Genomic DNA, 24,956 nt, shown 5'->3' on the forward strand with positions numbered 1-24,956 from the left:
ATGGACCCTCTTGCCGCCGCGATCGAACCCCTGATCCCCGGCCTGCGCCGCTATGCCCGGTCGTGGCTGCGCGATCGGGCGATGGCGGACGACGTGGTGCAGGATTGCCTCGAGCGCGCGGTCGGGCGATGGCGACAGCGGCGCGGGGTGGAGGTTCGCCCATGGGTCTACGCGATCCTGCACAATCTGTTGGTCGACCATCAGCGGCAGCGTAGCCGGCGAGGCACAGCGGTTCCGCTCCACCTCGTGGACGACACCGCGCTCGGCCGTCCGGCCGATCAGGACACAGGCCTGCACCACCGCGACCTGCTGCGCGCGCTTGATGCGTTGCCTGAAGAGCAGCGAACGGTGCTGCTCCTCGTATCGGTCGAGGGTCTGCCCTATGCGGAGGTCGCTGCCGTCGTCGGCGTGCCGCTGGGCACGGTGATGTCGCGCATATCGCGGGGGCGCGACCGTCTGGCGACCCTCCTCCGGGAGGGTGAACGGCCGCGATTGAGGAGCGTGCAATGACCAGCCCGATCGGCGAGGACGATCTGGCCGCATGGATCGATGGCAGGTTGTCGCCCGAGCGGCAGCGCCTGGTTGACGCCTACCTTAAAGGCCAGCCGGATCTGCATGCCCGTCTGCGGGAGCAGGCGGAGCAGGCGCGAGCCCTCGCATCCCTGTTCACCACGATCGCGGACGAACCCATTCCGGCGACGATGCGCGTGGCAGCGATCAGGGGACGGCAAAGGCAACCGCGTTGGCAACTCGCCATTGCCGCGTCACTTCTGCTGGCGTTGGGGTTTGGCGGGGGCTGGTCGAGCGCGCGGTGGAGCGGTGAACCCCGCGCGGGCATCGCGGCGCTGGCCAACGAGGCGAGTGACAATTTCCGTGTCTATGCCGCCGACCGGATACGACCGGCGGAAATCGGCCCCGACCAGCGCGCCATGCTGATCCGGTGGACCTCCGCCCGACTGGGTGAGCGCGTCACCATCCCGGACCTCAGCACAGCCGGCTATCGCTATGGCGGGGGGCGATTGGTCGCGACGCCTCACGGCCCTGCGGCACTGCTCCTCTACGACGGACCGCAAGCGTCGAAACTCGCGGTGCTGACGAGGCCTATGCAGATCGACAAGACCGCGAGCATGACCAGCACGTCCAGCGGGACCATGGGCCGGGTCACATGGGCGGTTGATGGGATCGGCTATAGTGTGGTGGGCGAGCGACCCGCGGCCGAGTTGCATCCGATCGCCGACGAGGTCCGGCGCCAGGCCGATGCGGCGCTGGTGTCCTGATTGCACCTTGCCGCTTCCCGACGCCGACAGGCACCGGGCGATCCAGCGGGATCACGGCTTGCGCTCGACGTCCTTCCTGTCGGCCTCGGCCGGCGTCCGGCGAGCCCGCTCGCGGATGCGGCGTTCCAGCGGCGCACCGACGAACAGGACGAGCATTGCAAGGCTCACCCCGCCGATGATGAGCGGCCACACTGCCAACCCCGCTGCCGCGCCGATCGTGGCCGTCACCCAGATGCACGCGGCGGTCGCCAATCCATGCACTTCCTGACCCTGGCCGACCCGCAGCACCGCGCCGGCACCGATGAAACCGACGCCTGTCAGAATGCCCTGCATCGCCCGCCCTGCGGCGTCGGCGTTTACATTTGGCAGGCCACTATGCACGACCGCCTGCACGGCGATGCAGCTCGCCAGACCGACCAGACCCAGCGTTCGCAAGCCCATGATCTGCCGGTTCTCGCGCGAGCGTTCCCAGCCGAGCACCATCCCGGCCGCGGTCGCCACCACCAGCCGCCCGATCGCATCGATCCAGAAGCCGATGTCCGATGCCGCTGACGCTTCGATCATTCGACCAGCACGTGGACGTGATGCCAGGCGGTGCACAGATATCCGGCGAAGTTCCACATCGTGTCCGGCCGTTCGGGCTGTCCCTGTCCAGCCCCGTCGAAGGCGCGCACGACAAGGTGCTGGCGACCTTTGGCAAGCGTGGCGTCGAGGGTCCAGCGCCGCCAACCCCAGTGCGTCTCCGGATCATCGGCGAACGTCGCCTGTTGCCACTCGCGACCACCGTTTACCGACACTTCGACCCGAGAGACGCGGCGATCATAGGCGATGGCATAGCCCTCGATCCGCACCTCCCCGGCCGGCAGGCTTTCGCCAGAGCCGGGCACGCAGATCGCGGCGTTGAGCGGCATGGCATTGATGGTCAGACCCCGGCTCCAGTCGACGGTGTCGCTCGTCACATCGGCGGGAAACAGCTTGTAGTCGTGCGCCTGGATCGGTGCGTCGGAAGGCATGTCTCGCACCTCGATCCGTGTCAGCCATTTGGCGCTGCGCACGCCGGCATAGCCCGGCACCACCATGCGGAGCGGTGCGCCGTGTTCGGGCGTCAGCGGCTCGCCGTTCATCGCCCAGACGAGGAGGACGTCGGGCTGCCGCGCCTTGCTCATGGCGATCGATACCCCGAACAAGGCTTCCTCGCCCTCCACGTCCACCTCGTCCGCGCCGGTGAACGCCACGAACAGGTCGGACGCATCAGGTGCGCCGACCGCATCGAGCACATCGGCCAGGCGTACGCCGGTCCACTCTGCATTGCCGATCGCGCCGACATCCCAAGGATCACCCGACGTTTTTCCGACCTGCTGGAGGTCAGTGCGCCGGTTGCCGGCGCACTGGAGAACTGCCGTCACCGTCCGCGTGGGGAACGTAGCTTTCAGTTCCTCTACCGAGAAAGAGCGGCTCGCCATGCCCGTCCCGCTCACCTCGATCCGATGATTGGCGGGCAGATCCGGCACTGGCCCGTGGCTGCGCACGTAGAACAGCGCCTGCGGCGTCAGGAACCGCTCGATCAACGCACTGGGCGTCGGCTCGGCGTTGTAGGGATCGGATTTGCGCGCGATCATATCGGTCATGGACGAACAAACGCCGCAAGCGCGCGGATCGCTTCAAGTCTTCAAGACCATCACAGACGAAAGGCTGCCGATCGTTCCGATATCCAGATTGGAATGAGCAGATCAAACGGTTGGTCGTATCGATCAGATTGCGCGATATAAGCTGCATGACCCTGGAGCAGCTCAGAATATTCGTCGGTGTCGCGGAGCGCGAACACGTCACCAAGGCAGCGGAGGTGCTGAACGTCACGCAGTCTGCTGCCTCCGGCGCGATTGCTGCCCTCGAAGCGCGCTACGGGGTTCCTCTGTTTCACCGCGTCGGGCGTGGCATCCAGCTGACCGAAGCAGGCCGCGGCTTTCTGGAGGAAGCGCGCGCGGTGCTGGGGCGGGCAGCGCATGCCGAGACGATGCTGGCGGACTATGCCGGGCTTGCCCGTGGTTCATTGCGGATCGTCGCCAGCCAGACGATCGCGAGCTACTGGTTGCCGGCAAAGCTCGCCGCCTTCCACGAACGCCACCCGCAGATCGCGGTTGAGCTCGCGATCGACAACACCGAAGGTGCGGCAGCGCAGGTCCTGAGCGGCGCGGCGGAACTCGGCTTTGTCGAGGGCGAGGTGGACGAACCGGCACTCGCCCACTGGACTGTCGGGCGTGATCCGATGGTGCTGGTCGGCCGCGAGGACGCCGAACGTGTCGACGAGGCCTGGCTGCGCACTGAACGCTGGATCGTCCGTGAGCTGGGATCCGGTACGCGCTCGACCTTCGAGGACGTGCTGCGAACGCGCGGGTTTGATCCGGCCCAGCTGACGATAGCGATGACGCTGCCGTCCAACGAGGCGGTGCGTACCGCGGTCGAGGCCGGTGCCGGCGTTGCCGTCTTGTCGCGATTGGTCGTAGCTCGTGCGCTCAAGGCCGGTGACCTTGTCGAGCTGCCGCTCGGGCTGCCCGACCGCGCCTTTCACGCGCTGCGCCACAAGGAACGCTATCGCACCCGCGCGGCCGACGCGCTGACGGACCTCATCAAGGAGCAGGTCGCATGACTGCCGACACGCACTCCGTTCTGAGCGGCCTCAAGCCGCTCAGCCGGCTCGATCACCCCCGCGAGATGATCCGCCAGTTCACGCCCAACTGGTTCGCCGCGACGATGGGCACGGGCATCCTCGCGCTCGCACTGCCGCAGGTACCCGGCATTGGACCCTCGCTGAAGCCATTCGGCGAGGTGTTGTGGTTCTTCAACATCGCACTCTTCGCGCTGTTCGCCGGCCTCTATGGCGCGCGCTGGGTGATGTTCGGGCATGAGGCGCGGCGCATCTTCGGGCACAACACCGTGTCAATGTTCATCGGGACCATCCCGATGGGGCTGGCGACAATCATCAACGGCTGCCTCGCCTTCGGCATCGCGCGGTTCGGGAATGGCATCGTACCGGTCGCGCAGGTCTTGTGGTGGATCGACGTCGCCATGTCGCTCGCCTGCGGCGTGCTGATCCCGTACCTGATGTTCACCCGCCACGAGCATAGCCTGGACGGCATGACCGCGGTATGGCTGCTGCCGGTCGTCGCTGCCGAAGTGGCGGGTGCCAGCGGCGGGCTGCTCGCGCCGCATCTGGCCGATCCCCACGCGCAGCTAGTCACGCTTGCGACCTCCTATGTGCTGTGGGCCTATTCGGTGCCGGTCGCGTTTGGCATCCTCGCCATCCTCATCCTGCGCATGGCACTCCATAAGTTGCCGCATGAAAGCATGGCGGCATCCTCCTGGCTGGCGCTGGGGCCGATCGGCACGGGTGCTCTGGGCATGCTGGTGCTCGGGGCAGATGCGCCGGCGATCCTCGCGGCGCACGGGTTGGCCGATGTCGGTAGCGTCGCTCAAGGGATCGGCGTTGTCGCCGGACTCTGCCTGTGGGGTTTCGGCCTGTGGTGGCTGGCGCTCGCGACGCTTATCACCATCCGCTACTGGCGCGCTGGTGTGCCGTTCAACCTGGGCTGGTGGGGCTATACCTTTCCGCTCGGCGTCTACACCGTCGCCACCTTCCGCCTCGGCACGACGCTGAACCTCGGCTTCTTCGGCATAGCTGGCACGGTGCTGACAGTCGCGCTTGCGGCGATGTGGCTGCTGGTCGGTGCCAAGACGCTGGCTGGCGCATGGCGGGGCAACCTGTTCGTCTCGCCCTGCATCGCCACCCCGAACTGATCCGCCGTGGTGATCGGATCAGTCGGTTCGATCACTTGCAGAACGCCCCTTCGATCCGCCAGCGTGGCTGGCCACAGGAGAGCCTTGTCATGGACAATTTCGACGCCGGGCTGGCGAGTGAGACCAGCCGTCGCCGCTTTCTTAGGCATGCCGCGCTCGGCAGCGCCGGCCTTGCCGCAGCACCTGCGCTGGCACAGCAGCTCGTCGACCTGAAGCTGCCTGGCGGCAATGCCGAACGGCCGATGACCAGCGCCTTTCCCGGCAAGGGCAGCATGATCCTCCAGCGTGTCCATCCGCCTTTGCTGGAAACGCCGATGGACGTGTTCGACAAGTCGGTGTTCACGCCCAACGACCAGTTCTTCGTCCGCTGGCACTGGGCCGATATCCCGACCTCGATCGATGTCGAGACTTTCCGCCTCAACGTCTTCGGCCACGTCAACCGGCCGCTGTCGATCAGCCTCGCTCAGCTGCTGCGCCTTCCACGGGTCGAAATGGCGGCGGTCAATCAGTGCTCGGGCAACAGTCGCGGGCTATTCCAGCCGCGGGTCGCCGGTGCCCAATGGGGCAACGGCGCGATGGGCAACGCCAAATGGCTCGGTGTGCGGCTACGCGACGTGCTCGACCTCGCGGGGGTCAAGGCAGGCGCGGTACAGGTGCGCTTCGGCGCGCTCGATCAGCCGGTCGTGGCGGGCGCCCCTGACTTCGAGAAGGCACTCGACATCGACCATGCCCGCGACGGCGAGGTGATGATCGCCTTCGGCATGAACGGCGAGCAACTGCCGCTCCTCAACGGCTTTCCCTGCCGGCTGATCGTGCCGGGCTGGTATTCGACCTACTGGGTCAAGATGCTGAACGCGATCGAGGTACTGCCCGGCCCTGACGACCAGTATTGGATGGCCAAGGCCTACAAGATCCCCGCGACACCCGGCGCGAATGTCGCGCCCGGTGCCAAGGACTTCCCGACTGTCCCCATCAACCGGATGATCCCGCGCAGCTGGATGACGAGCCTGCCCGATGGTCAGGCCATCGCCTATGAAGCGTCGATCCCGGTCGGCGGGATCGCGATGGGCGGCGATTGCGGCGTCGCCAAGGTCGATGTGTCGTCGGACGGTGGCCGCACCTGGTACAGGACGAAGCTCGGCGCGGACGAGGGCAGGTACAGCTTCCGGCGCTGGGATGCTCGCGTGCCGCTGCGACGCGGGCCCAACCCCATCATGGTGCGCTGCTGGAATACCAACGGCGTCGCCCAGCCGATGAAGCCGATCTGGAACCCGGGCGGGTTCATGCGCGGCAACATTGAGACCACCACCATCATCGCGGCTTGAGGAGCGAGTAGCATGAAGACCCTCTCCCCCGGCGTGCTGGCCGCTGGCCTGATCGGCCTGACCGGCATCATCCTCGTCTCGATCGGCGCGCCGAGCAGCCGCAAGGCGCCCGTTCCGATATCCGAGACGTCCGAGCCGGCGCCGCCCGCCAGCGTGTCGGCGCGCGGCTTTTCGCTTGCCTCAACTAGCGTTGACCTGCCGGTCGACGACGCGACCTATCCCGACGGCCCGCACGCCGACGTTATCAACGCCAACTGCACCTCGTGCCACTCGGCCAGCATGGCGCTGACCCAGCCTGCGCTATCGGCGGACCAGTGGAAGGCGACCGTCACCAAGATGCGTGAGGTGTACAAGGCGCCGGTGGCCGAGAAGGACGTTGATGCGATCGTTGCTTATCTCACCGCTATGCCGAGCCAGAAGGTGGCACCCGCGACCGGCAAGGCGCAGGACCCAGACCCCAAAGTGGCTCCTGATGTCTCAGGTGGAACCGGCTAACCGATCTACTTCCATAATCCCGAAATACCATCCCATGCGAGACGGGATCGCTATGCGTTGGGGTGTCATTCCGCCCCCAACCGGACCCGGCCACCAGCGGCGCATTTTTCAACAGCCCCGGTCGTTTTTCTGATTACTTTGTAGCGTGCCACAAGCCTGATGGACGCCTTTCCCGGAACGGCCTCCTCACAGGTCATTTTGGTTGCGGCAACTCGTCGGCAAGTTTTGGGGCTGCCGCTATATACTCATGCGTGGGCGGGCCTTAATAGCGCGCCGCTTCCTCGCCTATCGAGAAAGCGGCGCCAGTCTCCGCCTGTTTAATCTTTCAACGACGGCTCAATTTGGAGCGTCAGCAGTAGCAGGTAACACCGACCGTCACGTTGTTCGGTGCCCAAGCCGTCAGCGGGGTGAAATACATGTTAGTGACAGGGCCGGGCGTCGGATTTCCCCCGTCACGTCCGTGAACCTGTCCGAGCGCAATCGACCCGGTGAAGACCGGGCCACCACTATCGCCTTCAAGGCTCTGCCGCGGATAGGTCGAGTTACTGTTCATTCTATAGAAGGCACCGTAACTATCCGTATAGGTGTATGGGTCGGTGTAACCGCATGTCTGACCTGTCGATCGGCCATACTTGCAAATATACTGCCCTTGCGCGACACCTTGCGCTCCAGTGACGGTAACGACCCCAGCACCGTTATAGAACTTCGGAACAACCAGATAGTTGTTTCCGCCGGAGAATGTGTGCCACTGGCTATCCACGCCGTTTGACACCCATTCTTGGCGAAATGCGAGTGAAACCCCGGTGGTTTCATCCCTGCCATTATTCTCGCAGTGGCCTGCGGTCGTCACGCCATAGAGCGAGCCGTTGGTTTGTTTGACGTTAAAGCCTCGCGTACATTCATTGATGTCGCCGTTAGAGAACGTGCCGCGATAGTTCTGGCCGCCCGGAACCTCCGTTGCCGTGAGAGCAATGCCGTCGAATTGCTCTATCTGCGTTCCAGGCGCCGCACGAAATCGTCCGCCAACAATCGCCGCGAGGGCGGAAGTGGGATCTTTCACCAATAATTTGATTTGCCCCGTTCGCGCATTGGTGGCGATCGTAGCGTTTGAGCCGAGCGATGAGAGATATCCCCGCGCCTGCGCCCCTATCTCAGACTCTCATACTGGTGCAGTGCGAACATCGAGAACGCTGGCGAGTTCACCTTTGCCGGCGAACTGACGTGCGGCGTTACCGATCGCTTCGAGGTCCGCAGCTACACCATAGATAGCAACACGGAAGTCGGATCCCGTAGTCGCTTCGGCCCCAGCGAAGCCTTTGGGAAAACGTGCCGAGAGCGCGGGCGCCAGACGCCCCAACTCTCCCATGATCCGCAAACGTCGCGACGCCTCTGCAACAGTAAGGCCCTCCGTCTTCGAGAGCTGTTTGGCAGTCGCATCGTCAGGATCGTTGAACGGTTCGTCAAACGTTGCAAGTCGAATGGTTTTCGTGTTCGATACGGCATGCGCTGCCGAAATCGCGACCGAGGCGAGGACGCAGGCTGCGCCAAGCCGAAAAGCACGCTTCTTCATCACCCTTCTCCTTCAACATAGCTACTGGTTACGTACGGACCTCCACATGCTTGGAGCTGCTGATATGCCTCTGGATCGCCTTGCAGGAACTCGATCGACCCATCACCGCCGCGGATCGTAACCTGCATTCCACTTTTGAAGAGGCGGCCATCGGGTGCCTTCACTGCCTTCGCGGTGCTGTCCCACACATGACCATGAGGCCAGATCAGCGTCCGCTTTGATCCAGAAACCATAAGGTAGGTACAGTTGCCGCGGTACGACAGCCGGCCATTTAAATGTTCCGGGATCACGATATCGGTAGGTGGAGATGCCGCTACGTACGGCGCTACAGCTGAGCATGCAGAAAGTTGAATGCAGCCGGTAAATACAAACAATCCCTTGAGAGCCACGGATCGTATGATAAAGCGAAACGGCATCTCTTATCGCTCCACCTGAGCGATATCACGCGAGACGACTCTGCTAAACGATACCCTCACCGGGTCGTTTGAAATAATGCTGTATGTTGGACTTTTGTCTGGCGTCAAGCCGCTTGCGCGCAAAGCTTTGTTGACTGGTTCGCCAGCGATCCGATTTAACACTTGCGGCAAGTTTGAGCTGCTAAGGCCCGAAAGCTCACCCTTGATTTCGCATCCGGCTGATCGACAATCTACGGAAATTTGCGTGGGAGCGCCAGCCGAGGCAAATACTTCTCTGATCTTGCCTTCGGTACCCGGTGCCCATGCGAGATCGCGGCTTTGGCTGTGAAGGGAACGCCGGACCCGTTCCGGATCGCCTGAAATATCGAATGCGCTACTCTTCTCCTCTGTGGTATCGGCCACGCGTGAGGAGATAGCGCTGGGGGTCAGGGAAGGCAATGCAGAGGAGCCGGTGACCACCTGGACCTCGCCGCGCTTATCGCTATAGGATCCAGATTGACGAAGAACCAGGGAACTGACAACGCCAAGCGCCGCCAAGGCAATAGCCAAAACGCCTAGTAGCCGAGGTGACTTGCGCCTTTCCATCACCGCAGGCTCCGATTAGCTTTGATATTAATTCCAGGCTTTAACATGCGATGTGTACAGCACGTTTGCTTCAAATTGATGTCACAGCAGTTGAAGATCGCTGAAAAAGGCCTTGGTGGAGGTTGACCCGATTTGGTTTACACCAAGCTCGCCGAGCTCCGAAAGCTGCTGCATGGTGGCCTCGACCCGGTGCGGACCCGTGAACTCACCGACGAGATGAGGGCGGCAGGGTTGCCGCTGTGATGGCGCCAAACCGGCATCCTGCGTCAGCGTATCAGCATTGTGCGTCCGTCTCACCGATCGTGCGCTGCGTCTCACGCAATGTGCGTCGAGCAACGCCATCCGTCTCAACTAATCTGCGCCGAAAACTCCCCTCTATTGCGCGTTTGGTCGAGCATCATTGCAGGCCGCTATAACTACCAAGTCGGTGTACCTGCACATCGCCATGCCGGCGGGCTGCGACCCTGCCCTCGGGCGAGCGGTCAGCAACTGGAACGCTCAAGGGTCGCGCTTCTACTATCAGTGGGACGCGGCGAATAACCTGACCACCACGCGAGGGACCGAGACCACGGCTCAGATCGTGACCGTGGAGGACGGCTATCCCACCAACTCGACCGCCCTCGCGTCGACCAACCTGTGGACCAGCGGATCGACCATCACCCAGGCAGACGTGATCGTGAAGGCCGATTACCTCTGGTATTATGGCGATGAGTCGGGTGGGCGGTTCCATTGCCCGTCTACTCGGTCGAGCCCTCCTTCCGGCTCGTTTGATTATGAGTCGACCATGACGCATGAGCTCGGCCATGCTTTGGGCTTCGGTGAAGCCAACAACACGGCGTGCGTCATGCACTATAGTCAGCCGGCGGGCGTGGTGCGTCGCACCCCGTGCTCGACGGAGACGACAGCGCTTCGCAACGCCTACGGAGTGCGGTGATATGAGGGTCGCGGTGTGGTCGGTAGCGGGATTGCTGCTAGTGTCCTGCTCGCCGAACGCACCGCAACCCGAGGTCCCGGCCGGCTGGAAGTCGGTCGGGATCCCTTCGTGCTGCACGGTCGCCATTCCATCAGATGCGACTCTGAAGGCGGGAAAGGACCCGGTAGACGATCCGGTGTTCCTGCTGCGCGGGCCGGGCTACGAAGGCATGTTCACAGTGACAGGCCGAGGATCGGCGCTGCCGATCGCGAGCTCCGGGACCAACTACAAAGCGGATCAGCTCACGCTCGACGGCCGCCCCGCAGGCGTAGCTTCCTACCGTGTCGCCGACCCGAACTATCCCGAGCGCCGCAGCCTTCTGTGGACGTTTGCTGGGCGGAACGACGGATCGGGGAAGAACCTGGTGCTTGATCTTTCCTGCAAGGAAACGGGTTGTGCCGTATTCCTGCCTATGATCGGCTCCCTCGACGCAAAACCATGAATACTCGCTGCCTTATGGGTCAATGCCGACCGGGAAGCCGATCCGGCTTGTCGGCCGGCTGGAGCGTTCGTTATGGGGCGACGACGACTTTGGCCGGTTCCAGCTAGACGACGCCGCGGTCATCGCAGTCGACGGGCCACGTTGAGGCGGGCCCGGCTGGGCCGAAGGTCGAGCCCACGGGTTGGGTAGGCGGGATGTCAACGGCGGAGCAAAATCCGGCCACGGTGGCGGTGTAAAAGTAGGCCAGCGGTCGAGGCGTGATGACGACATGGAAAGGGCCCCGATCGGGGCCCTTTCCATGTCGTCGCGACCGTTTTCTCCCGGCTATGTCGGCGGGATCTCTCCGGTGTTCGGGTCGGCCGACACAGTGGCCTGGTTTTGCTCCGCCCTTCTGGCGGAGCGCCGGCCGGCGGACTGTTTGAGGCGGTAGCTGTCGCCATTCATGGTGAGGATGGAGACGTGGTGCGTGAGGCGGTCGAGCAGCGCGCCGGTGAGCCGCTCCGAGGCGAGCACTTGGGTCCAGTCCTCGAACGGCAGGTTCGACGTGATGATGGTCGAGCCGCGCTCGTATCGCTGCGACAGCACCTCGAAGAGCAGTTCTGCGCCGGTCGCCGACAGCGGCACATAGCCGAGCTCGTCGACAATGAGCAGCTTCACGGCCGCCAGTTCCCGCTGGAGTTTGAGCAGACGCCGCTCGTCGCGCGCCTCCATCAGCTGGTTGACCAGCGAGGCCGCGGTCGTGAAGGCGACGGTGAAACCCTTCTGGCAAGCCGCCAGGCCGAGCGCGAGGGCGACGTGCGTCTTGCCCGTGCCGCTGTTACCCAGCGCGATGACGTTCTCCCGGCGCAGGATATATTCCGAGCGGGCGAGTTCGAGCACCAGCATCTTGTTGAGGCTGGGGATGGCGGTGAAGTCGAAGGTGTCGAGACTCTTCACCGCCGGGAAGCGGGCGGCGCGGATCCGCCGCTCGACCGTGCGCCGCTCCCGGTCGATGAGCTCAAGCTCGATGAGACGCAGCAGGTAGCGCGGGTGGTCGATACCGTCGCGGGCGCATTCGCGCGCGACCTTCTCATATTCGCGCAGCACGGTCGGCAGCTTGAGCTGCTTGAGGTGGTGGGCGAGCAGCACCTGGGGTGTCCCGCCGGTCGTGCCGGTCGGCATCTTGTCGCTTGTCATGCCGCCAGCACTCCATAGTCCGCCGCCCGGGTCGTCTTCACGTCCGTCCGGGGCAGGTGCGGATAGGCGGCCAGATCGAGACGGGGCGGTCGCCGTTCGATACGCGCCAGCGCGATGAGCTTCACCGCGTCGAAGCCGATGGCGCCGAGCTGCACGGCCTGTGTCACCGCGTCGGTGACGACGGCGAGCGGCAGGGCTTCGAGCAGCCGCAGCACCTGGATGAACTCCCGCTTCCCCTTGTTGCCCATACGGGCTTCCAAAAGGTGGCGCAGATGCTGGAAGATCTCGGGCAGATCCCAGCCCTGCAAGGCGGCCGCCTGGTCGAGCGCGCCGGGCTTCTGCTCGATGAGCGCGAGATAGTGCAGCGGGTTGGCGACGAAGGCGCCCTCGCCATAGCTGCGCGGATGGCGGGCGATCTCCTCGCCGGCGATGCTGATGACGACCTCGTCGACGAACCCCTTCACCAGGACGTCGCGGAAGCCGTAGGCGGTCGGCACCGAATAGTCGTTGGTCCGGTAGCGCACCAGCGCGGTCGACGACACGCGCGCCGACCGCTTCTCGCACGGCTCCAGCGGCACCGCCGGCAAGGCCCGGAAGACCTGCCGGTCGGCGGCAAGCCGCTCGGCGATGGTGTCGGCATGGCGTCCGGCATGCCCGTTCTGTCGGGCCAGGCAGTCCTTCGCCAGGCGCTCGTTCAACTCGTCGAAGCTGGCCGCCACGGGAATGGGCACCATGAACATCGCGCGGGCGTGCTTTACCAGCGCCTCGACCTTCCCCTTGTCGTTGCCCTTGCCGGGCCGGCCAAACCGGTCGGCAAACAGGTAGTGGCTGACCAGCTCGGTGAAGGCCCGCGTGCGCTCGCGCTTGCCGTCGCCGCAGATCCTCGCCACCGCAATCTTCAGATTGTCGTAGAGAATGGACAGCGGCACGCCGCCGAAGAAGGCGAAGGCCGAAACATGGCCGTCCAGGAACGCCTCGGTCGTCTCGCGCGGATAGGCCTTCACGAAACACGCATCGGAATGCGGTAGGTCCATGCAGAAATAATGAACCTTCTGCCGCACGCCGCCGATCTCGGCCCACGCCTCGCCGAAGTCGACCTGGGCATGGCCCGGCGGGTGCGCCAGCGGCACGAACGTCTCCCGGCTGCGGGCCCGACTTAGCCGCACATAGTCCTTCACCACCGTGTAGCCGCCGCCATAGCCATGCTCGTCGCGCAGCCGCTCGAAGATCCGTTTGGCGGTGTGCTGCTGCCTGGCCGGCGACAGGCGGTCCTCGCGCAGCATGGCGTCGATGACCGGCAACAGCGGCCCCAGCTTCGGCTTCTCCGGCGGCTTCGCGCGCCGGTAGCCTGGTGGCAGCGAGAACGCGCACATCTTCGCCACCGTGTCCCGGCTCAGACCGAACACCTTCGCCGCTTCCCGGCGACTATGACCTTCCACGAACACGAAACGCCGAACGGCCGCGTAGCTCTCCAAGGCAAACATCCTCGCCGCCCCAAATGGAGCAGCTTACCACTGGCAGGATTTCTCTCCGCCGCACCGGCACCTATGCCGGCGCTCCCGTGGCCGGGTTTGTCACCGCCCTACACACGGGATAACGACGCAGCCGCTACGATCGGGGCGGTTCCTTTATACCGGCTGGGGCATGAAGAGAATCCTATCCCGACCATTGATCCCATTCGGGACGGTCGCGGCCAGCGCGCTTCGACTGGTTCAGTCGTAAACGTATATCTGTGCCCGCTCTATGCGCCACCCGCTGTTCGCAAAAGCCTTCCTTTCTGACGACCTTGCCGGCGGGCCATGACCGCACCGCATTTCTGCTGCCCGCCGCTTGTCAGAACTGTTCTGAAAACGTGCTTCGCAAAAGCGTCTGCCGGCGACGGGTTTGGAGAACCCACTGGTAGAAAGCGTGAGCACGACGCCTCGTTTGCAAGCAGCGGCGGATAATGGCGAGCACACTGGCAGATAATTTGAGCAGGTTGCCACGCGCCAGTGGCAGATAGCGTGAGCAGAAAATCTGGCTGTTTGCGAGCAGGCGCCGTTATGATTGCAAGCGCCTACAGATATTGCCGCTGGCGATCACGATCTCGATCCAGGGCCAGTGCTGTGCGACATGACGCGCCAGCGCAAAGCCGTTGATCGATCCCGGCATCTCGACATCGGAGAACAGCAGGATGGTGTTGTCGGCCTGCTCCTCCAGCAGCACGATCGCGGTATCGCCGTCCATCGCCTCATGACAGCGAAAGCCGGCGTCCTCCAGGATCAGCGTCATGTCCATCAGGATGATCGGGACGTCATCGACCGCGAGCGCGAAAGGTACGGTCGACGTGTTCATCACCTCTACAACCGCCTGTATCCATAATCGCTCCCGCGACCGGCACGATGCTGCCGCCAAATCGTTGATGGCCTGACGGAAATTCGAGGGAGAACATCGAATGCGTAGCCTGGTTGCTGTGTTCACGGTCGGGATATTCGCGATCGCGACCCCTGCCGGCGCGCAGGACATGCCCGGCGCAGTCGATCTGGGCGCGCAAGCGCGCACCCAGGTTCAGTCAGCGACTGCTCGTGGCTATGCCGAACGGGGCGGGGCGGCGACCGCGCGAGGTCCGAACGGGGTGCCACTGTCCGCTCGCGCGAAAAGCTATTGCGACAGCTATTCCGCACGGTTGCGCCGGTACGGCGCGAAGGATGGGCGAGTGATGAAGCTGGCAGCGGCCTGCCGGCAGGCAGGCTATCGCTATTGATCTCACCGCGCGATCGGCACCTGATCGATCCGCGTGGTCCAGGACGGGCTCTTGAAAGCACGCTTGGTGTCGTAGCTCTTCTGGCCAAAGCCCTCGGAGGCAAGCCGCATCGTGTTGCGGCCGAACCGCCCGTTGAGCCCGTCGATCGCGGCGAGCAGGGCAGGGGATCGCGGATCGGGCACCGCGAACAGGTCGGCCTGGTGCGCGGTCATCGGCTCCAGCCCCTCGAGCATGACGCCGCACTTGGTGTAGACGCCGCCAGTTTCGTACATGACATCCGCCATGCGGCCCGCCATACCGCCGATCACGCGCGGATCATTGGTCGCCGGCGACAGCCGCGCTATGCGCGAGGCGGACGGCGCGTTGGGCTTGAACCGGCTTCCGTGGGCAAAGGCGATCAGGCGGGTGGCAGCGAGATCCTGCGCGCGGATCTTCTCGGCCGCGCGGACCGCGCGGCGCACCATCGCCTCGCGCAGCGCCGCGACCTCGCGCACCGGCTCACCGAAGCAGCGGGTCACCGCGGTCGCCTTGGACGGGGGCGGCTCCGGCTCGAAATCGGTGCATTCGACGCCGTTCAGCTCGCGCACGAGCCGCTCCAGCACCACCGTCCCCACGTCGCGCGCGACCTCCGGGGGGAGGGCGGCAAGATCGGCCGTCGTCCTGACGCCGAGCGGTCGCAGCCGCTCGGTCATCGCTCGCGCGATGCCCCAGACCTCCTCGACCGGCCATTGCGCGAACAGGCGCCGCCGCAGCTCGATGTCGTGCAGGTCGACCACGCCCTTCCAGACCTTCTCCGACGCCTTGGCGAGGGCGTTGGCAACCTTGCTCAGCGTCCGGGTCGGGCCAAGCCCGATGCGGATCGGCAGGCCCGTCGCACGCTTGACGGCCGCGATCACGCGGTGCGCGGCCGCCACGTCGCCCAGGCCGTTCGGGAGCACCGGCAGGCGAAAGAACGATTCGTCGATCGAGTACACCTCGACCGTGCAACTGTGCTCGGCGAGGACCTGATTGAAGCGACGATTCATGTCGGCATACAATTCGTAGGAACTGCTGCGGTATTGGATGCCATGCTCGCGGACGATATCACGAATCTTGAACATCGGCGCACCCATCTTGATGTGCAGCGCCTTGGCCTCCTCGGAGCGCGCGATGGCGCAGCCGTCCCCGTTACTCAGCACGATGAGCGGTTTATCGCGCAGCGACGGGTCGAATACCCTCTCCGACGAGCAATAGAAGTTGGAGACGTCAGCGATCGCCCACATGGCGGTCAGCCCTGCAGGTTGCGCACGGAGGCGCGGACGACGCCCCACACTTCGACACTCTCATCCGCGATCACCGCGTCGTAGCGCATCCGCGCGTTGCGGGCCTCGAGGACCGGCTTGCCGTCGCGCCAGACCAACTGGCGGATCACGAAGCCCCCGTCGACCACGGCGATGACGATGCGGCCGCTAACCGGCGTGGCGTCGCGATCGACCACCACCACGTCGTCATCATAGATTCCAGCGTCGATCATGGACTGTCCGCTGACCCGGAACACGAAGCTGGCGGCGCGGTCGAGGCGCAGCAGCGCCACGAGATCGATCGCGGTTTCCTCCCAGTCCTGGGCAGGCGAGGGGAAGCCAGCGCCGGCCGCGCTCACCACCCTCAGGCGAAACGCTGGCGGCAGATCGGCGATCGGCATCGGTTGGGACAGGGGAATCACACACGCGGACATGCGCGCATGATATGCTGGATAAGAACATGAAGGGAACGAGATTTTCCTTTTGTTCTCATTTCGCATGACTCATAGAGTCATGGATGCCGATCCGCCCCGAAAACCGCTGGCTGTACCCGATCGACTGGCCGCTGCTGTCGGACCAGATCCGGTTCGTGCGGGCAGGAGGGCGCTGCGAACGCTGCCGGCGACCGCATCTTCGGCACGTCGCGCATCTGGGCGATGGGCGCTGGTGGGATAGCGAAGCGCGATGCTGGCGATCGGGAGAGGGGCGACGGGTGAAGGTCGGCGACCTCTTCGCGCTCGACGTCGTGCGGATCACCTATGTCGTGCTGGCCTGCGCGCATCTGGATCATGATCCTGGCAATAGCGCGCCGCGCAATCTCGCCGCGCTATGCCAGCGATGTCACATGCTCCACGATGCCGAGGAGCATCGCTGGCAACGCTGGTGGAATGCGTTTCGGCTGCGCGCGCTGCAGGATCTTTACGAAGATCCGCGACACGCTCGCGCGCGAGAACGACGGCGCGGCTAACTCGCGACTGACTGGCAAGCCTTAGCTGCGAAAAAGCCACGTCAGTCTCTGCAAGAACGATGCCGGAAATCTGCTAAGCCATTGATTTAACATAAGATATATTATCGAACAAAACAGGAACGTGGCTTGTGCCGGCTTGGCAACAGCGGCTTAACCAGCGGCCGAACTCTTAACTTGGCTCAATAGTCGAGGTTGCGTTTTTCCATCTGTGCGGCCGCGAGGTCCGCGACCGGACCAGCGCCTTCGGCCAGCTCGTAGATCGCTATCACAGCCCTGTCGTCGAGACGCTCGACCATTGCCTGGACCGCTGACCAGTTAGCCACGTCGAGCGCGACCGTCGTGCTTTCGTTACCGGACACGGCGATCGGCCGCATCAGCCATCTTCGACCAGCGATCGGCCGAATGCAGCATACGGTCCCTAGCATGGGGCAGAACGAGCTGCTGGGCCTCGGCAAGGTCGGCCGCTGCCCTCGCGCGGTAGTCGGCTGCGGTATCGGCCATGAAGTCCCCTCAGTTTAGGCCAGCGTTCTAAAACCCTGGCCCGTTTATCACTTGCCGTTCATCCGATCGCGGACCGCCTTCGCCGGCGCGAACGTCAGCTTGCGTGACGCCGCGATCGTGATCGCCTCGCCCGTCGACGGGTTGCGCCCCTGGCGCTCTGGGGTGTCCTTCAGCTTGAACTTGCCGAACCCGTTGAGGCTGACTTCCTCGCCGGTCGCGACAGCCGCGGTGATGTTCGCAAGGATCGCATCGATGACCTTCCTGGCGTCCGCCTTTGCGAGGCCATGGGTATTGGAGAGCTGTTCGGCCAGATCGGATGTCGTCGTCATGAACACGTCCCGGTGGTGAATGATTGGACCGGCCTTAGCCCGGTTCACGTCGCGCCGCCATCGGGAGTTGCCTCCTGCGCGCTCATCTCGCCCTCATAGGGGCGGACGAGCTTCAGGGCGTCTTCATAGCTGCCGTCGAGCCATGCCGTGTAATCGCGAGGGTGAAGGATCGCCGGCATTGCCTTGGGATGCCAGGGATCGACGGTGGCGTTGGGAGAGGTGGTGCAGATGGCATAGGCATCGCCGCGCTCGGTCGGCCGCCACAGACCGGCGAAGAAGGCGATGGGCTGGTCGGGCAGCGAAAACCACATCTGGCGGGGTTTGCCATCGTCGCCCGTCCCGCCGTCGGGATGCGGCTCGGCGAAGTGCGTGAACGGGACCAGGCAGCGCCGATCGGGATTCGCGATCGACGGCTTCCACATCGACGATGCGAGATTCCGCGCATTGGTGACGAACTTGTCCAGCTTGACCGCCGGGTCGCGCTTGCTCGCTACCTTGGTCGGGAAGCCCCATTCCATCGCGACCGGTTCGAGCGGACGGTTACCCTCCCCTGCCCGCCTGACGACCAGTCCGTAGCGCGCTGTCTTCTTGCCCGTCGGGAAGATCTCGCGCGGCACCGGGTAGGTCTCGTCCTCGGGATAAGGCGGCTCGAATCCGACCGCCCGCATCACCGCGGCCTGTTTGGCGCTCAGGCGATATCGGTTGCAGATCGATCGGCTCCTTCATCGTGCCCAGGTTAGAAGAACTCCCGGCCACCACGATACTCGCGCCAGGCATTATCCCATTTCGTGCCGACGTCGCCACTAACCGGCCGCGCGCCGACGTCGAATCCGGCCATCACGTCGTCGATATGCGGTGCCGGCGCCGGCGTGTTGAACGGCGCGATCCCGCGCGCCTTCAGGTGCCAGACATAGGCGCACTCGTGATCGGTGACCGGCGCGGCCTTCCCCCACGCCACGTCCTGGAACTGGCGCTGCGCCGCGCTCCTCGGCCGGCGCTCGCGCAGACGCAGCGCATCGTAGAACAGCAGATGCTCGCGCAGCAGCGCCTCGTAGCGTTCGATCGTGCGCGGGTTTTCGCCGTCCTGCTCCACCGTGCCCACTCCGTCAGTACGGGTGAAAATCCTCGCCAAACTCAATCCGATATGCTAGGCTTTGCAAGCCTAATTCTGACCAGCACGGTCAGCCACGGATTGAGGAAGGAGCGGCCATGTTGAACCACGAACCTGGCCAGATGGACTGGGATCGGTTCCCAATCGGTGGCTCGTCTTCAAACGGATATATCAATCCTAGCAACATGTACGATCAAATGACGCATGTAGGCCGGGAGGCATTGGCTGAAGCCACTAGACACGATGAATTTGAGCCACCCGAAGTGAGCGACAACTCACATGCAAAGCTTTTCTTTGTGTTTATTGCAATAGTAATGGCTTTCGCCTTCATCTTCACTCCCGGCCATTCCTAAGCTGGAACCGCCTCGGATCGACCGGAGCGCCATCCTTCCATAATTCATAATGAAGGTGCGAACCGGTCGATTTCCCGGTGCTGCCAACACGCCCGATCACCGCCCCAGCTTCGACCGTGCTGCCGACCTGGAAGCCAGACCGATCCTGCATGTGGAAGTATTTGCTCTGCGACCCGTCGCCGTGCTGCAGGACCACATAATTGCCGGCCCCGTTGGCCTGGAAGTCGTTTCGGATGACCTGGCCCGATGCAGGTGCGCGGATCTCCGTCCCTGCTGGCGCGGCAATATCCACCCCTCGGTGATGCCGTCCGGGCTCGCCAGTGACCGGGTCGATCCGACCACCCATTCCCGAACTCAGCCGCCCCGAAATCGGCAGCATCGCACGTTCACCGCGCGGGACTTCGTAAACATGGCTGGTGCCAGCTCCGATCCCGAGATTGTCACGGACCCAGTTGCGCGCGCCCTCAACACCGGGAAGTGTCGTCGTGATCCACGCATCATTGCGCTCTTGGACATGGTCACCTAGCTGACCCGCCGTCCCTCTCGCCTCGTCGACACCGTTGCCGACCTCGAATGCACCACGGGTGATGCGCGCTGACGCATTCGGGATCGCGTCTGCGACATTGCCGGCCAAGTCGAGATCGCGCGAACTTTCGCGGATCGACACGTCCGGTCCTTGTGCCCTGACACCGGCTGCGCGCTGGTTGCCCCATTGGTTTACCGCACCCGGGGTCGCCGATGCGGGGCCATGCAACTGCCCCGACAGACGCTCAGGCACGCTTACACCCAGTTCGTCGCGGACCGATGCGACGCGGCGCTCCATGAATTCGCCAAGCAGGATATCGCGCACCTGTTCCTGTTGCGGCGTGCGCGGCATGACCATGCCTGGCGTCCACCCGAACTGCGACAGCGTGTCGTCGCCGAGAAGCCGCTCCTGGGCATACACGACAAACTCCTGGCTCTCGTTCCGATTGAGCGACCAGCCCCGCGCCGAGGCCTCCCTGACATCGTTGCTGACCCGCTGGAACGTCTCTTCGGCTCGAGTTGCTTCCAACGACGCCGACCGCGATTCCCCGACGCTGACGCCCAGCTTCTGCGACAGCGACCGAACCTCGCTATCTCCGCTCGTGCTAGATTCACGCATGAATTCGTCGCGTGCTGCCCGGGCCTGCGTCGAGTTAGTTTCCTTTGTAATGTAGTCTTGTAATTCCCCGTAGGCGTTATCGGCCGACAGCGTCCTGTTCGTATTTTCGGTCGCGATCGATGCGATTTTACCGCTGAGGCCAGCCCTTCCGGTGACGCCCCACAACTTCTTAAGAACTTCTATGCCGGCGTTCGCGTCGCCTGTGGTCTGCGAAGCACGGGCGACTTGCTGTGCATCGGACTCACTAAGACCAAAGCGATTGCTCAGTCCGGTGGAAAGGCTCCGAGATGCCTCCGTCATTCTGGTGATGCTGTTATTGAACCCCGACCCCGTCTCGGTCGAACTACCACGCCGATGCTCAGCGGCCGTCAACAGATCCGTCGCCGTCGTCGCCGTCGCGTTCCAGGATTGCGATGCCGCGCTGCGGAGCGACTGGGTGTGCGTCTGCCCGTCCGAGAGCGCCCGGCTCATGCTGCTGTCGAACCCGGCGGTCCGCGTCGGCGTGAATGCGAGGTTCGAGATGCCCTGGCGGGTATCGAACGCGTTGGTCCCGTCCGCGAAGCCGTACGTCACGCCACCGTCGGCGTTGGTGAACGTGCCGACCGAATAGCCCGAATTGAACTTGGGCTGATCGTCGAACTTGTTCGCCTGGGTCATGCCCGACGTCAGGTTCTGGAATGAGGTATTGCCGTACGAGTAGTTGCCGGTGGTGCGCTCGGTCGCGGCCTGTTCGGCCGCGCTGTGCGCCGGTTGCAACATCGAGGTCGCATGCCCCGCGATCGCCATCGCGCCGCGCGCCATCCCGCCGGCGATGAACGGCACGCTCATCATCAGGAAGCCGGCGAGCGTCGAGATCGATTCATTGACGCTCGCCATGCCGTCCGAAACCAGCAGCGTCGGCCCGATCGGCGCCGCCGCGTGATAGAGGCTCGCCGCCCTGCTCATCACGAACATGTGCAGGATGACGTAGAGCGGCCCCCAGGAGGCGAGGTAGAAGAACCCGGTCGCATAGCCCTTGAGCGTCTGCAGGCCGGTCCTGGGGAACAGGAACAGCGGGAAAAGCACCGGGAACATCGCGTAGAATACGACCGTCAGGACGATGCCGAGAAGCGGCACCCAGGTCATCGCCTGCGTAGCGATCGAGGTGTAGGTGTTCTTGGCCTGGGCGTCCGCGCGCTGCGACGCATAGGCGTCCCACCCGGCGTCTGAGAAGCTCTCGCGCGCGGCCAGGAACGCGTCAATCATCGAGATCTGTTTCAGGTACGAATAGGCATCGGTCGAGGTGCCGTGCATCTGCGCCGCGACCACCGGCAGGTCATCGCGAATGCGCTGCGCCGCGATCGTGTCGGCGATGCCAGGATAGGCGTTCCTGGCGAACGGGATCAGATCCTTGTCGTAGGCCGTCTGCCACTGGGCATCCATGCGCGAATAGGCTTCGTTGCACGGGATTATCGAATTTTCGGTGGTGCCGGGACCGGTCGAACTGATCCAGCGCTGGCTGCGCGCCGGCGACCCCGGCCCGATCGACTCCCACAGGTTGCTGGTCTTGGTCAGGTCGTCCATCGCCTTGAAGCCGAGCAGCACGTCATAGAAGGTGCATTGCTTCAGATGCTCATCGAGGTTGGCGCGGAACACGCTGTCGGTGATCTGGAACGTGCGTGCCTTGTCCATCAGCCGCGCGCCGTAGATCATGCCGTTGTTGGTCAGCGCGAGCGCGTTGGGCATGACGAACACGGTCTCGGCCGAGCGCGTCATCCAGTCGCCGACCTGGCTCGTAAACGAGGCCATCACGCCCAGGCCCAGCGGCACGTTGTCGACCACCGAGGGCGCGAGCGCGGGGTTGATCCGGTCGGTCACCTTCACCGTGACGGTCGGGACCATCAGCATCATGTAGATGAGCGTCGACTGGAGGAACCAGTTGAACCACGCCCGCCAGTCGAGCGAGAAGGCGACGACGAACAGCGAGTAGATGAAGCCCATCACCATCACGACCTGGAGCATCGAGCGGTAGCCCCCGCCCCCGGTCCATGCCGCGACCGCGTTGAAGACGTTGACGATATATTCGCCCCCGCCGATCGTGAAGACTTCGAGCCCGCCCATCGCCGTCGCTCCCTTGCCGCCGTTTACCGCAAGCCCTGCGCGCTGAGGCCGCGTCCGAACCGGAGCGAAGCCGACAACTGCGGGCTCATGGTGTTCTTGAGGGTGGATTCCATGAACTGGGTGTACTGGATCACCCGGTAGGTATTGGAGATCTGCCCGGCCATCTTCTCGCTGCGCCGCGACAGCTCGGTCTTCACGCTGTCGACCTGGGCGCGCCACGCCTTGAACTCGTCGGTCGAGACGAACTTCGCGCCCGCCTGCGCCTGCGAGATCGTGTCCAGCATCCGGTCGAGCATCGACATCAGCATGTCGATCGCGACCATCTCGGCGAGCGTCGCGCGATCGCCGCCCGAGAGGCCCATGTGCGCCGCCTCGTTGACGACGAGGATCTTGTAGAGCGGGATCGACGTCATGCCCAGCAGCGCGATCTCGTCACCCGACAGCGCGGCGTTGGAGCGGATCTTGCCCGACATGCTGTCCATCGCCTTCAGGACGCGCGTACGCAGCGCCTCGTTGGTCGAGATGCTCAGCTTGGTGGGCGTGGGCTTCAGACACCCCTTGTCGTCGGTCGTGTCGCACTGCCACACATCGGTCGGTGCCGAGGCGGTGCCGTCGAGCAGCGCCTGATAGGTGTCCCAGCTGGCCGGCGCGATGAACTGGAACGCGCCCATGCTGTCCTTGGCCTTGGTCGCGTCATAGATGATCGTGCCGACCATCGTCATGAGGAACTCGGCATATTCGCGGGACGGCTTGGTCGCGCTTTTGGCGTTCAGCGCATACCAGGTGTAATTCTTCGACTGGACCAATTCGGCATCGTCGCCGGCACGCGCGATCGTATCCTCACGCTCGCCCTTGTTGGTGCAGCCGTGGCGCGCCGCAGCCGCGTCGGAGAAGAACCCCTTCGCCCCGCCGACCTGCTGGCAGATCGTCGAGGACGCCCCGTCCATCGCCGGCCACAGCGAGCCGACCGCCTGCTGCGCCGCTTCGCACGAGGACATGTTGAACGCGTTCAGCTGCTGCACGCGCTGGCTCATGTCCTTCATCACCCCGCCGATCTGCGCGGAGATGCTGTCGATCGCGAGCTGGAAGGCGAAGCCGATCGCGTTGTTGGCGGTCGCCTTGAGCATCGCCACGATCTCGTCGGCGTTGATGAACGAGAACGACCCGGCGAACAGGTCGATGCCGCCACAGCCGCCGCGCGCGCTGGGGAGCGCGACGCTGACCGGGTTGATCGACTTCTGCGGAAATCGGCTCCACAGCGAACCACCCGAGTAATAGCCCGCCGACTGCCCCTGGAAAGCGGTCGGGCCGGTCACGTTCGCGGCCGCGCCCGACTTGTTGAAATAGCTGTTCATCTCGCCCTGGACGTCGGCCATCGCCGGCGTCGCGACGAGACCTCCAATCGCGAGGATCATGCTGGCCTGCGCGAGAACCGCGGCGCAGAAGCGGACGATCGAGCGGACCATCAGAAGTCACTCCCGGGCTTGACGCTGGTCAGTGTGAAGATGCGGTTCATCACCTCGTCGGCGGCCATCACGCCGTAGCCGATCGGCATCGGCTGCTTGGTGACGGTGTCGAACAGGACGAGCGCGGGCACCTGCTGGCCGCGCATGCCCATCGCCTTGTACTGGCCGGTGTCGACCGTGTAGTTCGGGAAGGCCCGGGTCGGCCCGCCATCGAGCGAGATCGCCATGACGGTCAGACCAAACCGATCCGACACGCTGCGCATGATCGGCCCGAAGGTCTCGCAGGCGGCACACGCCGACGAATAGAAATAGAATACGCCGTACCGCTGCGAGATCTGCGACAGGACGCGCTCGCGATCGGCGTTGCGCGTATCGAGCCAGGTCCGCTTGCCCAGCTGGCTGACGGGGCGCTGGAGCGTGTAGTCGAGATCAGGGTTCTGCCACACCGTGCGCTGCCACATGTCGGCGAACGACGAGGCGCGATCGAGCTGCTCGCGCTGGAAAGCGATATAGTGGCTGATATTCTCGGGCGTCGGCTCGAGGATCGCCCGCGCCTTCAGTTCCTCGAGCTGTTTGGAGATCGCCGCAAGCTGCTCGGCCGACGACCGCGCGGGCTGCGCCGATCGCTGCTCGGCGGGCCTGGCCTTCGGCTTGTCGCAATAGAACCAGGTGCCGAGCCGCCGCTCGCGGCAGTAGAAGTCGTCGCCGGTCTGTGCCGCGACGCGGTCGGCCGAGCCGAGATCGTCCGCGCTGCCGTAGCTGTCCTGGCCGCCATCGCGGCCGTCTTCACCGGCATCGCGGGTGGACGACACCGAATCCGGCAGCGGCGTCAAATCCTGCGCCGTCGCCGGCGTCAGCACGGGCGACGCGACCGAGAGGATGAGAGCGAGGGTCAGGGCCTTGCGCAT

At 64.3% G+C, this 24,956-nt stretch carries 31 protein-coding genes; 11 read left to right on the plus strand and 20 right to left on the minus strand.

All coding sequences use genetic code 11. The annotated features are described in order from the left end of the window. Entirely contained in the window at positions 1-510 is a 510-nt protein-coding gene (locus PX554_RS21860; protein ID WP_058733714.1) for an RNA polymerase sigma factor, read from the plus strand. After that, the gene (locus PX554_RS21865) at positions 507-1,277 is read left to right on the plus strand and encodes an anti-sigma factor family protein (RefSeq protein ID WP_058733713.1); all 771 of its coding nucleotides are present in this window, start codon (positions 507-509) and stop codon (positions 1,275-1,277) included. The genes PX554_RS21860 and PX554_RS21865 overlap by 4 nt, the downstream gene beginning before the upstream one ends. A 51-nt stretch (positions 1,278-1,328) precedes the next feature. Here PX554_RS21865 and PX554_RS21870 read toward each other — a convergent pair whose 3' ends face one another. Continuing rightward, a complete protein-coding gene (locus tag PX554_RS21870; RefSeq protein WP_058733712.1) occupies positions 1,329-1,841 on the minus strand; it encodes an MgtC/SapB family protein in 513 nt (170 codons plus the stop codon). Further along, positions 1,838-2,905 carry a molybdopterin-dependent oxidoreductase gene (locus PX554_RS21875; RefSeq protein WP_275504551.1) on the minus strand — a complete coding sequence of 356 codons (1,068 nt, stop codon included), beginning with the start codon at positions 2,903-2,905 and terminating at the stop codon, positions 1,838-1,840. Before PX554_RS21875 ends, PX554_RS21870 begins: the two co-directional genes overlap by 4 nt. Before the next feature lie 146 nt (positions 2,906-3,051). Here PX554_RS21875 and PX554_RS21880 point away from each other — a divergent pair, with 146 nt between their 5' ends. From PX554_RS21880 to PX554_RS21895, 4 genes are all read left to right on the plus strand, one after another. Beyond that, positions 3,052-3,924, plus strand: coding sequence for a LysR family transcriptional regulator (locus tag PX554_RS21880; protein WP_058733710.1), 873 nt, complete (start codon positions 3,052-3,054; stop codon positions 3,922-3,924). Beyond that, on the plus strand, positions 3,921-5,072 hold the full coding sequence (locus PX554_RS21885) for a TDT family transporter (RefSeq protein WP_093008091.1): 1,152 nt from the start codon (positions 3,921-3,923) through the stop codon (positions 5,070-5,072). Before PX554_RS21880 ends, PX554_RS21885 begins: the two co-directional genes overlap by 4 nt. Positions 5,073-5,161: 89 nt before the next feature. Beyond that, positions 5,162-6,397 (plus strand): molybdopterin-dependent oxidoreductase, encoded by a 1,236-nt coding sequence (locus PX554_RS21890; RefSeq protein ID WP_275504552.1) that lies wholly within the window; start codon positions 5,162-5,164, stop codon positions 6,395-6,397. A 12-nt stretch (positions 6,398-6,409) separates the two neighbouring features. Then, positions 6,410-6,892 carry a c-type cytochrome gene (locus PX554_RS21895; protein ID WP_058734567.1) on the plus strand — a complete coding sequence of 161 codons (483 nt, stop codon included), beginning with the start codon at positions 6,410-6,412 and terminating at the stop codon, positions 6,890-6,892. A 349-nt stretch (positions 6,893-7,241) separates the two neighbouring features. Here the strand turns inward: PX554_RS21895 and PX554_RS21900 are convergent, their stop codons facing one another. The 5 genes from PX554_RS21900 to PX554_RS21920 form a co-directional block, all read right to left on the minus strand. After that, positions 7,242-7,952 (minus strand): S1 family peptidase, encoded by a 711-nt coding sequence (locus PX554_RS21900; protein WP_156444654.1) that lies wholly within the window; start codon positions 7,950-7,952, stop codon positions 7,242-7,244. Between the two features lie 99 nt (positions 7,953-8,051). Beyond that, positions 8,052-8,462 (minus strand): hypothetical protein, encoded by a 411-nt coding sequence (locus tag PX554_RS21905; protein ID WP_037447418.1) that lies wholly within the window; start codon positions 8,460-8,462, stop codon positions 8,052-8,054. Then, positions 8,462-8,878, minus strand: a complete 417-nt coding sequence (locus PX554_RS21910) for a hypothetical protein (RefSeq protein WP_125962616.1) — start codon at positions 8,876-8,878, stop codon at positions 8,462-8,464. Before PX554_RS21910 ends, PX554_RS21905 begins: the two co-directional genes overlap by 1 nt. A gap of 3 nt (positions 8,879-8,881) precedes the next feature. Next, positions 8,882-9,463 (minus strand): hypothetical protein, encoded by a 582-nt coding sequence (locus PX554_RS21915; RefSeq protein ID WP_137787967.1) that lies wholly within the window; start codon positions 9,461-9,463, stop codon positions 8,882-8,884. Positions 9,464-9,544: 81 nt separating this feature from the next. Continuing rightward, positions 9,545-9,799 carry a hypothetical protein gene (locus PX554_RS21920; RefSeq protein ID WP_275504553.1) on the minus strand — a complete coding sequence of 85 codons (255 nt, stop codon included), beginning with the start codon at positions 9,797-9,799 and terminating at the stop codon, positions 9,545-9,547. Between the two features lie 91 nt (positions 9,800-9,890). Between PX554_RS21920 and PX554_RS21925 the strand changes: the two genes are divergently transcribed. Together PX554_RS21925 and PX554_RS21930 are read left to right on the plus strand one after the other, a co-directional pair. After that, positions 9,891-10,397 (plus strand): zinc metalloprotease, encoded by a 507-nt coding sequence (locus PX554_RS21925; RefSeq protein ID WP_066282988.1) that lies wholly within the window; start codon positions 9,891-9,893, stop codon positions 10,395-10,397. 1 nt (position 10,398) lies between these two features. Next, positions 10,399-10,878 (plus strand): hypothetical protein, encoded by a 480-nt coding sequence (locus PX554_RS21930; RefSeq protein ID WP_231376736.1) that lies wholly within the window; start codon positions 10,399-10,401, stop codon positions 10,876-10,878. 324 nt (positions 10,879-11,202) lie between these two features. Here the strand turns inward: PX554_RS21930 and istB are convergent, their stop codons facing one another. From istB to PX554_RS21945, 3 genes are all read right to left on the minus strand, one after another. After that, positions 11,203-12,039 (minus strand): IS21-like element helper ATPase IstB, encoded by an 837-nt coding sequence (gene istB / locus PX554_RS21935; protein ID WP_066278471.1) that lies wholly within the window; start codon positions 12,037-12,039, stop codon positions 11,203-11,205. Between the two features lie 11 nt (positions 12,040-12,050). Then, entirely contained in the window at positions 12,051-13,538 is a 1,488-nt protein-coding gene (gene istA, locus PX554_RS21940; protein WP_066278423.1) for an IS21 family transposase, read from the minus strand. A gap of 556 nt (positions 13,539-14,094) precedes the next feature. Then, positions 14,095-14,388, minus strand: coding sequence for a response regulator (locus PX554_RS21945; protein ID WP_231738481.1), 294 nt, complete (start codon positions 14,386-14,388; stop codon positions 14,095-14,097). Positions 14,389-14,488: 100 nt separating this feature from the next. On the opposite strand from PX554_RS21945, the gene PX554_RS21950 reads away from it, so the two are divergent. Next, positions 14,489-14,797: a hypothetical protein gene (locus PX554_RS21950; protein ID WP_275504554.1), complete on the plus strand. Its 309-nt coding sequence runs from the start codon at positions 14,489-14,491 to the stop codon at positions 14,795-14,797. A 2-nt stretch (positions 14,798-14,799) separates the two neighbouring features. On the opposite strand, the gene PX554_RS21955 is transcribed toward PX554_RS21950, so the two are convergent. Then, positions 14,800-16,059, minus strand: a complete 1,260-nt coding sequence (locus PX554_RS21955) for a Y-family DNA polymerase (RefSeq protein ID WP_007406368.1) — start codon at positions 16,057-16,059, stop codon at positions 14,800-14,802. A gap of 5 nt (positions 16,060-16,064) precedes the next feature. After that, positions 16,065-16,478 carry a LexA family protein gene (locus tag PX554_RS21960; RefSeq protein ID WP_007406310.1) on the minus strand — a complete coding sequence of 138 codons (414 nt, stop codon included), beginning with the start codon at positions 16,476-16,478 and terminating at the stop codon, positions 16,065-16,067. Positions 16,479-16,594: 116 nt separating this feature from the next. Between PX554_RS21960 and PX554_RS21965 the strand changes: the two genes are divergently transcribed. Then, on the plus strand, positions 16,595-17,044 hold the full coding sequence (locus PX554_RS21965; RefSeq protein WP_007406364.1) for a hypothetical protein: 450 nt from the start codon (positions 16,595-16,597) through the stop codon (positions 17,042-17,044). Positions 17,045-17,223: 179 nt separating this feature from the next. Here PX554_RS21965 and PX554_RS21970 read toward each other — a convergent pair whose 3' ends face one another. The 5 genes from PX554_RS21970 to PX554_RS21990 are packed head-to-tail and all read right to left on the minus strand — an operon-like array spanning position 17,224 to position 18,967. Further along, on the minus strand, positions 17,224-17,418 hold the full coding sequence (locus PX554_RS21970) for a hypothetical protein (protein WP_010409232.1): 195 nt from the start codon (positions 17,416-17,418) through the stop codon (positions 17,224-17,226). Continuing rightward, the gene (locus PX554_RS21975) at positions 17,393-17,545 is read right to left on the minus strand and encodes a hypothetical protein (RefSeq protein WP_007406311.1); all 153 of its coding nucleotides are present in this window, start codon (positions 17,543-17,545) and stop codon (positions 17,393-17,395) included. The genes PX554_RS21970 and PX554_RS21975 overlap by 26 nt, the downstream gene beginning before the upstream one ends. A 47-nt stretch (positions 17,546-17,592) precedes the next feature. Further along, positions 17,593-17,874, minus strand: coding sequence for an HU family DNA-binding protein (locus PX554_RS21980; RefSeq protein ID WP_010409234.1), 282 nt, complete (start codon positions 17,872-17,874; stop codon positions 17,593-17,595). A gap of 44 nt (positions 17,875-17,918) precedes the next feature. Beyond that, a complete protein-coding gene (locus PX554_RS21985; RefSeq protein WP_275504564.1) occupies positions 17,919-18,584 on the minus strand; it encodes an SOS response-associated peptidase in 666 nt (221 codons plus the stop codon). 26 nt (positions 18,585-18,610) lie between these two features. Further along, complete coding sequence (locus PX554_RS21990; RefSeq protein ID WP_010409236.1) at positions 18,611-18,967, minus strand: hypothetical protein; 357 nt, start codon at positions 18,965-18,967, stop codon at positions 18,611-18,613. Between the two features lie 116 nt (positions 18,968-19,083). On the opposite strand from PX554_RS21990, the gene PX554_RS21995 reads away from it, so the two are divergent. Continuing rightward, complete coding sequence (locus PX554_RS21995; RefSeq protein WP_029623254.1) at positions 19,084-19,338, plus strand: hypothetical protein; 255 nt, start codon at positions 19,084-19,086, stop codon at positions 19,336-19,338. Here the strand turns inward: PX554_RS21995 and PX554_RS22000 are convergent. From PX554_RS22000 to traF, 3 genes are read right to left on the minus strand one after another with little or no spacing between them, the layout of a single operon-like run. Then, entirely contained in the window at positions 19,319-22,582 is a 3,264-nt protein-coding gene (locus tag PX554_RS22000; RefSeq protein WP_064312071.1) for a conjugal transfer protein TraG N-terminal domain-containing protein, read from the minus strand. The genes PX554_RS21995 and PX554_RS22000 overlap by 20 nt on opposite strands. A gap of 23 nt (positions 22,583-22,605) precedes the next feature. Beyond that, positions 22,606-24,048, minus strand: a complete 1,443-nt coding sequence (locus PX554_RS22005) for a conjugal transfer protein TraH (protein ID WP_126014079.1) — start codon at positions 24,046-24,048, stop codon at positions 22,606-22,608. Continuing rightward, entirely contained in the window at positions 24,048-24,956 is a 909-nt protein-coding gene (traF, locus tag PX554_RS22010) for a conjugal transfer protein TraF (RefSeq protein WP_275504555.1), read from the minus strand. The genes PX554_RS22005 and traF overlap by 1 nt, the downstream gene beginning before the upstream one ends.

Origin of the sequence: Sphingomonas pollutisoli (genome assembly GCF_029167165.1) — a bacterium.
In the GTDB taxonomy this organism is placed as follows: domain Bacteria; phylum Pseudomonadota; class Alphaproteobacteria; order Sphingomonadales; family Sphingomonadaceae; genus Sphingomonas; species Sphingomonas pollutisoli.

What these genes read in the sequence shown, in the direction of transcription:
- PX554_RS21860 (WP_058733714.1), top strand. Translation starts at nt 1, where the DNA reads ATGGACCCTCTTGCCGCCGCGATCGAACCCCTGATCCCCGGCCTGCGC.
- PX554_RS21865 (WP_058733713.1), top strand. Translation starts at nt 507, where the DNA reads ATGACCAGCCCGATCGGCGAGGACGATCTGGCCGCATGGATCGATGGC.
- PX554_RS21870 (WP_058733712.1), bottom strand. Translation starts at nt 1,841, where the DNA reads ATGATCGAAGCGTCAGCGGCATCGGACATCGGCTTCTGGATCGATGCG.
- PX554_RS21875 (WP_275504551.1), bottom strand. Translation starts at nt 2,905, where the DNA reads ATGACCGATATGATCGCGCGCAAATCCGATCCCTACAACGCCGAGCCG.
- PX554_RS21880 (WP_058733710.1), top strand. Translation starts at nt 3,052, where the DNA reads ATGACCCTGGAGCAGCTCAGAATATTCGTCGGTGTCGCGGAGCGCGAA.
- PX554_RS21885 (WP_093008091.1), top strand. Translation starts at nt 3,921, where the DNA reads ATGACTGCCGACACGCACTCCGTTCTGAGCGGCCTCAAGCCGCTCAGC.
- PX554_RS21890 (WP_275504552.1), top strand. Translation starts at nt 5,162, where the DNA reads ATGGACAATTTCGACGCCGGGCTGGCGAGTGAGACCAGCCGTCGCCGC.
- PX554_RS21895 (WP_058734567.1), top strand. Translation starts at nt 6,410, where the DNA reads ATGAAGACCCTCTCCCCCGGCGTGCTGGCCGCTGGCCTGATCGGCCTG.
- PX554_RS21905 (WP_037447418.1), bottom strand. Translation starts at nt 8,462, where the DNA reads ATGAAGAAGCGTGCTTTTCGGCTTGGCGCAGCCTGCGTCCTCGCCTCG.
- PX554_RS21910 (WP_125962616.1), bottom strand. Translation starts at nt 8,878, where the DNA reads ATGCCGTTTCGCTTTATCATACGATCCGTGGCTCTCAAGGGATTGTTT.
- PX554_RS21915 (WP_137787967.1), bottom strand. Translation starts at nt 9,463, where the DNA reads ATGGAAAGGCGCAAGTCACCTCGGCTACTAGGCGTTTTGGCTATTGCC.
- PX554_RS21930 (WP_231376736.1), top strand. Translation starts at nt 10,399, where the DNA reads ATGAGGGTCGCGGTGTGGTCGGTAGCGGGATTGCTGCTAGTGTCCTGC.
- istB (WP_066278471.1), bottom strand. Translation starts at nt 12,039, where the DNA reads ATGCCGACCGGCACGACCGGCGGGACACCCCAGGTGCTGCTCGCCCAC.
- istA (WP_066278423.1), bottom strand. Translation starts at nt 13,538, where the DNA reads ATGTTTGCCTTGGAGAGCTACGCGGCCGTTCGGCGTTTCGTGTTCGTG.
- PX554_RS21945 (WP_231738481.1), bottom strand. Translation starts at nt 14,388, where the DNA reads ATGAACACGTCGACCGTACCTTTCGCGCTCGCGGTCGATGACGTCCCG.
- PX554_RS21950 (WP_275504554.1), top strand. Translation starts at nt 14,489, where the DNA reads ATGCGTAGCCTGGTTGCTGTGTTCACGGTCGGGATATTCGCGATCGCG.
- PX554_RS21955 (WP_007406368.1), bottom strand. Translation starts at nt 16,059, where the DNA reads ATGTGGGCGATCGCTGACGTCTCCAACTTCTATTGCTCGTCGGAGAGG.
- PX554_RS21960 (WP_007406310.1), bottom strand. Translation starts at nt 16,478, where the DNA reads ATGCCGATCGCCGATCTGCCGCCAGCGTTTCGCCTGAGGGTGGTGAGC.
- PX554_RS21965 (WP_007406364.1), top strand. Translation starts at nt 16,595, where the DNA reads ATGCCGATCCGCCCCGAAAACCGCTGGCTGTACCCGATCGACTGGCCG.
- PX554_RS21970 (WP_010409232.1), bottom strand. Translation starts at nt 17,418, where the DNA reads ATGCGGCCGATCGCCGTGTCCGGTAACGAAAGCACGACGGTCGCGCTC.
- PX554_RS21975 (WP_007406311.1), bottom strand. Translation starts at nt 17,545, where the DNA reads ATGGCCGATACCGCAGCCGACTACCGCGCGAGGGCAGCGGCCGACCTT.
- PX554_RS21980 (WP_010409234.1), bottom strand. Translation starts at nt 17,874, where the DNA reads ATGACGACGACATCCGATCTGGCCGAACAGCTCTCCAATACCCATGGC.
- PX554_RS21995 (WP_029623254.1), top strand. Translation starts at nt 19,084, where the DNA reads ATGTTGAACCACGAACCTGGCCAGATGGACTGGGATCGGTTCCCAATC.
- PX554_RS22000 (WP_064312071.1), bottom strand. Translation starts at nt 22,582, where the DNA reads ATGGGCGGGCTCGAAGTCTTCACGATCGGCGGGGGCGAATATATCGTC.
- PX554_RS22005 (WP_126014079.1), bottom strand. Translation starts at nt 24,048, where the DNA reads ATGGTCCGCTCGATCGTCCGCTTCTGCGCCGCGGTTCTCGCGCAGGCC.
- traF (WP_275504555.1), bottom strand. Translation starts at nt 24,956, where the DNA reads ATGCGCAAGGCCCTGACCCTCGCTCTCATCCTCTCGGTCGCGTCGCCC.